The organism is Mesorhizobium sp. M4A.F.Ca.ET.022.05.2.1 (assembly GCF_003998845.1).
Classification (GTDB): domain Bacteria; phylum Pseudomonadota; class Alphaproteobacteria; order Rhizobiales; family Rhizobiaceae; genus Mesorhizobium.
In genome coordinates, this window is the sequence record NZ_RZOJ01000361.1 from 1 (window position 1) to 6113 (window position 6113).

The 6113-nt window shown below is 63.6% G+C and carries 6 protein-coding genes and 1 pseudogene; all 7 read left to right on the forward strand.

The window, feature by feature from the left end; translation table 11 throughout:
* Positions 1-599, forward strand: a 599-nt coding sequence (locus tag EN745_RS27490) for a DUF2182 domain-containing protein (protein ID WP_189363176.1), incomplete at its 5' end; no start/stop codon positions are given.
* A 15-nt stretch (positions 600-614) separates the two neighbouring features.
* Positions 615-1229, forward strand: a complete 615-nt coding sequence (locus EN745_RS27495; RefSeq protein ID WP_126054538.1) for a DUF1326 domain-containing protein — start codon at positions 615-617, stop codon at positions 1227-1229.
* A complete protein-coding gene (gene pcsA, locus EN745_RS27500; protein WP_126054539.1) occupies positions 1226-2056 on the forward strand; it encodes a phosphatidylcholine synthase in 831 nt (276 codons plus the stop codon). The genes EN745_RS27495 and pcsA overlap by 4 nt, the downstream gene beginning before the upstream one ends.
* 52 nt (positions 2057-2108) lie before the next feature.
* Positions 2109-3086 carry a quinone oxidoreductase gene (locus EN745_RS27505; protein WP_127406551.1) on the forward strand — a complete coding sequence of 326 codons (978 nt, stop codon included), beginning with the start codon at positions 2109-2111 and terminating at the stop codon, positions 3084-3086.
* Between the two features lie 209 nt (positions 3087-3295).
* Complete coding sequence (locus EN745_RS27510; protein WP_189363177.1) at positions 3296-4873, forward strand: ABC transporter ATP-binding protein; 1578 nt, start codon at positions 3296-3298, stop codon at positions 4871-4873.
* Positions 4870-5982 (forward strand): ABC transporter permease, encoded by a 1113-nt coding sequence (locus EN745_RS27515; RefSeq protein ID WP_126054542.1) that lies wholly within the window; start codon positions 4870-4872, stop codon positions 5980-5982. The genes EN745_RS27510 and EN745_RS27515 overlap by 4 nt, the downstream gene beginning before the upstream one ends.
* A pseudogene (locus EN745_RS27520) lies at positions 5982-6113 on the forward strand (ABC transporter permease); the annotation flags it as partial. The gene EN745_RS27515 and the pseudogene EN745_RS27520, both read left to right, overlap by 1 nt.

A 6113-nucleotide genomic window follows, 5' to 3' on the forward strand; every position in this document is an offset into this window, starting at 1 on the left:
CGCCGGCGCTTATCCTGATGTGGTTCCTGATGGCCGTGGCGACGATGCTGCCGTCCGCCGCGCCGATGATCCGCATCTATTGCGAGATCGCGGACACCGCTCGCATCAAGGGCGAGCCGGTCGTTCACCCGCTGGTCCTGGTCGCGGGCTATCTCTGCATGTGGCTGGCTGGCTCGGCGCTGTTTGCGGCGCTGACGCTCGGCGTCCACGCCTTCGCCTCGTCCGGGCAATTGCTCGATCCGGTCGTTGGCATCGCCGGAGCAGCGGCCTTGCTGGTCGCGGGCCTCTACCAGTTCAGCGGCCTGAAAGAAGCCTGCCTGACGAAATGCCGCAACCCGTTCTCGACCTTGTTCGCAAACTGGAGCGCGAAACCTGGCCGCATCTTCCATCTCGGCATGGAACAGGGCCTGTGGTGCCTGGGCTGCTGCTGGGCGCTGATGCTGGTGATGTTCGCCGTGGGCGCGATGAACATCTTCTGGATGGCGTTGATCGGCCTGTTCACCCTGATCGAAAAACAGACCACCGGCAGGATGGCAAGCCGGAGTGTCGGTGCGATACTGCTTGTCTGGGGTGCCGCCCTGCTATTAGTTTCGGCGTGAGGGGGAGAGAATTCGATGAAAGACCAAGGCTGGGCAATGAAGGGGGAGCTCGTACTCTCCTGCAATTGCACGGTTTTTTGCCCTTGCGTACTGTCGCTCGGAAGCCATCCGCCGACCGAGGGCTATTGCCAGACCTGGGCCGGATTCCGCATCGACGCCGGCCATTCCGGTGACGTCGACCTCTCCGGCCTCAATCTTGGCCTTGTGATGGAGATCCCTGGCTATATGAGCCGCGGCAACTGGACAGCCGGGCTGTTCATCGATAAGCGCGCCTCCATCCACGCGGTCAAGGCGCTCACCAGGATCTTCACCGGCAAGGCGGGCGGCACCACCGCGTTGCTTGCCATCCTGGTTGGAAAATTCCTCGGAGTCGAGCAGGTGCCGATCACCTATGAGACGCGTGACAAGACGCGTATCTTCCAGATACCGAAGATCATCGACGGGGCGGTGACGCCGATCCCCGGCAAGGACCGCGAAAAGGATACGGTGATCAGCAACTCCGAATACTGGATCGCGCCGGAAATCATCGTGGCGAAGTCCGACAAGAGCAAGATGCGCGCCTTCGGCCGCAACTGGAACTTTGCCGGCCGTTCGGCCGAGATCTGCAAGCTGGACTGGCGGGGCCCGTGAGCAAGAACACTGCGGCGAGGAAAGCCGCCAAGAAAATCGCCGACCGGATTCCGCGACCGAAGAAGAAGGTGACGTGGCCGCAGGCGCGTGCGTTCTCGGTTCACCTTCTGACTGCTTCCGGCTCGTTCCTGGCCTTCCTGTCGCTGGTCGCGGCCAGCGAGCAACGCTGGACGGCGATGTTCTGGTGGCTGGGGCTGGCGCTGTTCGTCGACGGCATCGACGGTCCTATCGCCAGGAAGCTCGAAGTCAAGGAGATCCTGCCGACATGGTCGGGAGAGCTGCTCGACAACATCATCGACTACGTAACCTATGTGCTCATCCCGGCCTTCGCGCTCTATCAGCGCGGCTTCATGGGCGAGAAACTGTCGTTCCTGTCGGCGGCGATCATCGTGGTGTCGAGCGCGATCTACTATGCCGATACCGGCATGAAGACGAAGGAGAATTTCTTCAAGGGCTTCCCGGTCGTCTGGAACATGGTGGTGTTCACGCTCTTCGTCATCGAGCCGGGGCAATGGGTTTCCTTCGCCGTGGTGGTGGTCGCCGGCATCCTCACCTTCGTGCCGATCAACTTCATTCATCCGGTTCGCGTGGTGCGGCTGAGGCCGGTCAATCTCGGCATGACGCTGCTGTGGTGTGCCTTCGGTGCGCTGGCACTGGCGCAGGCGGCACTCGCCGCCTTCTACGACCAGATCGGCGTGCTGGGCGAGCAGGTCAGTGTCTTCACCAAGGTCGGTATCACCGTGACCGGACTTTACCTCGCCTGCATCGGCGGTATCATGCAGGTCTTTCCAAAGCTCGGCGCCAAGCCGGGCGCCGGAAAAGACTGATTCCTGCGAAAGCCGGTTCCCAAGACGGCTTGATCCCAAGAGAGACTGCCCAATGCCCAAAGCGATCCGCATCCACGCCCATGGCGGCCCGGAAGTACTGACCTATGAGGATGCCGATCCGGGCCAGCCCGGGGCCGGGCAGGTCCTGATCAGGCACACCGCGATCGGCCTCAACTTCATCGATGTCTATCATCGCTCGGGCCTCTATCCTCCGCCCGGCGGCTTTCCGCTGATCCCCGGCGGCGAGGCGGCCGGCGTGGTGCTGTCGGTCGGCGCCGACGTCGACTGGCTGAAGGCCGGCGACCGCATCGCCTATGCCGTCAATGTCGGCGCCTATGCCGAGCAGCGGGTCATCGCCGCCGACCGTGTGGTGAAGGTGCCCGATGGCATCGGCGACGAGCAGGCGGCGGGGATGATGCTGAAAGGCATGACGGCCGAGTATCTTTTGCGCCGCACCTTCAAGGTGAAGGCGGGCGACACTATCCTGTTCCATGCGGCGGCCGGCGGCGTCGGCCTGATCCTCGGACAGTGGGCCAAGCATCTCGGCGCCACGGTCATCGGCACGGCAAGCTCCGCGGACAAGATCGAGCTCGCCAAGGCGCACGGCTTCGACCATGTCATCAACTACAAGGAGCACGATTTCGTCGCCGGTGTCGCCGCCATAACCGGCGGCAAAAAGTGCGATGTCGTCTACGATTCCGTCGGCAACGATACGTTCCCCGCTTCGCTCGACTGCCTGAAGCCGCTCGGCATGTTCGTCAGCTTCGGCCAGTCCTCCGGGCCGATCCCGCCCTTCTCTATGTCGCTCCTGGCGCAGAAGGGCTCGCTATACGCCACAAGGCCGACGCTGTTCGTCTACAACGCCAGGCGCGAAGACCTCGTGGCGTCGGCCGAGGCCCTGTTCGGCGTCGTGCAGAGCGGTGCGGTCGAGATCAAGATCAACCAGCGCTACCAGTTGAAGGACGCCGGCAAGGCACACTCCGATCTCGAGGGAAGGCGCACGACAGGCACCACCGTTCTGATCCCCTGATGCCGCCGTTCCTGGCGGCTTGCCGCGGTGGAAAGCATTGATAGTTGGCAAAGCCGGCCATCCACTTTCACCGGCTTTGCAAGGTACTTTTTTACCGCTTGAGTTTCCGCTGAAATTCTTGAAGCTCTTTCAAGTCGCGTGCCGCTTTCCGCCAACAGCCGGCAGCGCATACGATGCTTGCGGGAACACAGAACATATCTGGCAACCAGATGGGAGGCACTGTGAGTGCAAATCACGACAGCGCGAATCTGCTTGAAGTTCGTGGGCTGACCAAGATTTTCGGCACGCTGACGGCGTGTAACCATATCGACCTCAACATCGCCAAGGGCGAGATCCACGCCCTGCTCGGCGAGAACGGCGCTGGCAAGTCGACGCTGGTCAAGATGCTATTCGGTTCGCTGGAGCCGAATTCGGGTGAGATCTTCTGGGACGGCCAGCCAGTCCGGATCACCAACCCGGGCGCCGCCAAGAAGCTCGGCATCGGCATGGTGTTCCAGCATTTCTCGCTCTTCGAGGCGTTGACCGCGGCGGAGAACATCGCGCTGTCGCTGGATGACGGCTCGCCGATCAGCAGCATCGCCGCCAAGGCGAGGGCGCTCTCCTACAGCTACGGCCTGCCGCTCGATCCTGAATCGCTGGTCGGCGACCTCTCGGTCGGCGAACGCCAGCGCATCGAGATCATCCGCTGCCTGCTGCAGACACCGCAGCTGATCATCCTCGACGAACCGACATCGGTGCTGACGCCGCAGGAAGCCGACAAGCTGTTCGAGACGCTGGAAAGGCTGCGCTCGGAAGGCAAGTCGATCCTCTACATCTCGCACCGGCTGGAAGAGGTCAAACGTATCTGCGACCGCGCCACGGTGCTGCGCCACGGCAAGGTGGTCGGCCATTGCAACCCGCGCCAGGAGACCGCCGCCTCGCTCGCCCGCATGATGGTTGGCACCGAGGTCAAGGCGGTGGTGCGCGCGCCGGCCGAAGGCATCGAGATGGCGCCGGCGCTGCTCGAGATCCGCGCGCTGACCCGCAAGCCGGCGACGCCGTTCTCGATCCCGCTGAGGAACATCAACCTCACCGTGCGCGCCGGCGAGGTGATCGGCATCGCCGGCGTCGCCGGCAATGGCCAGGGCGAATTCTTCGAATCCGTCTCCGGCGAGGCGATGCAGCCGGATGCCGGCTCGGTGCGCATCCGCGGCAAGGACGCCGGCGGCCTCACCATCACCGGCAGGCGGCTGATGGGCGCGGCCTTCGTGCCGGAGGAGCGGCTTGGCCATGGTGCCGCGCCGCGCATGAAGCTCTCGGAAAACCTGCTACTGTCGCGCCACGCCACCGACGGCAAGGCCTTTGTCGGCTCTGGCGGCATGGTCAAGAGCGCCGCCATCTACGCTGCTTCCCAGCGTATCATCGAGGTGATGGACGTTCGCAAGAGCGCGCCCGATCCGGAAGCCGCGGCATTGTCCGGCGGCAACTTACAGAAATTCATCGTCGGCCGCGAACTCGACCGCAAGCCGAGCGTCATGGTGGTCAACCAGCCGACCTGGGGGGTCGATGCCGGTGCCGCGGCCCACATCCGCCAGGCGCTGATCGAACTGGCACGCAGCGGCTCGGCGGTGCTGGTCATCAGCCAGGACCTCGACGAGTTGTTCGAGATCTCGGATGCAATCGCGGTGATGCACAATGGCGAATTGTCGAAACCGCTACCGATCGCCGAAGCGACCTTCGAGAAGATCGGCCTCTTGATGGGCGGCGCCGAGCCCGGCCACGCCGAACACACGCTGGAGACGGCATGATGCGCCTCGAACTCGTCAAACGCCCGCAGCGCTCGGCGCTGTTTTCGATGCTGTCGCCCTTCATCGCCTTCGCGTTGACGATGATCGCCGGGGCCATTCTGTTCGCGCTGCTCGGCGTCAATCCGCTCAATGCCTTCAAGATCTATTTCATCGAGCCGATCAGCCAGGTCTGGCAGTTGCACGAGTTGGCGATCAAGGCCGCTCCGCTGATCCTGATCGCGGTCGGCCTGTCGGTCTGCTACCGGGCCAATATCTGGAACATCGGCGCCGAGGGGCAGCTGATCTTCGGCGCCATTTTCGGCTCGATCATCCCGGTGCTGTTCCCCCATTTCGAAGGCCCGCTGGTGCTGCCGCTGATGCTTATCCTCGGCATGTTCGGCGGTGCAGTCTATGCCGCCATCCCGGCACTGCTGAAGACGCGCTTCAGCACAAACGAGATCCTGACCAGCCTGATGCTGGTCTACGTCGCACAGCTCTTCCTCGACTGGCTGGTGCGGGGCCCGTGGCGCGATCCGCAAGGCCATGGCTTCCCGCAGACCATCCAGTTCGGCGACTCCGCCATCCTGCCCGAACTGATGCCTGACGCCGGGCGCGCCAATTGGGGCTTCGTCTTCGCCCTGGTCGCCGCCGTGCTGATCTGGCTGCTGATGGGCCGCATGCTGAAGGGCTTCGAGGTCCGCGTGCTGGGCTCCAGCCCGAGGGCAGGGCGCTTCGCCGGCTTCGGCTTCAACCGCATGGTGTTCTTCACCTTCCTGTTGTCGGGGGCGCTTGCCGGCCTGGCCGGTATCTCGGAAGTCTCAGGCGCGATCAACCAGCTGCAGCCCGTGATCTCTCCTGGTTATGGCTTCACCGCCATTATCGTCGCCTTCCTCGGCCGGCTCAACCCGCTCGGCATCATCGCCGCGGGCCTTGTTCTGGCGCTGACCTATCTCGGCGGCGAGGCCGTGCAGAGCGCGCTCGGCATCTCCGACAAGGTGGCGCGCGTGTTCCAGGGCATGCTTCTTTTCTTCGTGCTCGGCTGCGACACGCTCATCCACTACCGCATTCGTCTGATCGGCTTTGCCGCGCCAAAGCTCGAGGCCGCGCCCAAGCTGGAGGAGGCACGCTGATGGAAATCACCGTCAACATTCTTTTGACCATCGCCACCGCGGCGACGCCGCTGCTCATCGCGGCAATCGGCGAACTGGTGGTCGAGCGCTCCGGCGTCCTCAACCTCGGCGTCGAGGGCATGATGATCATG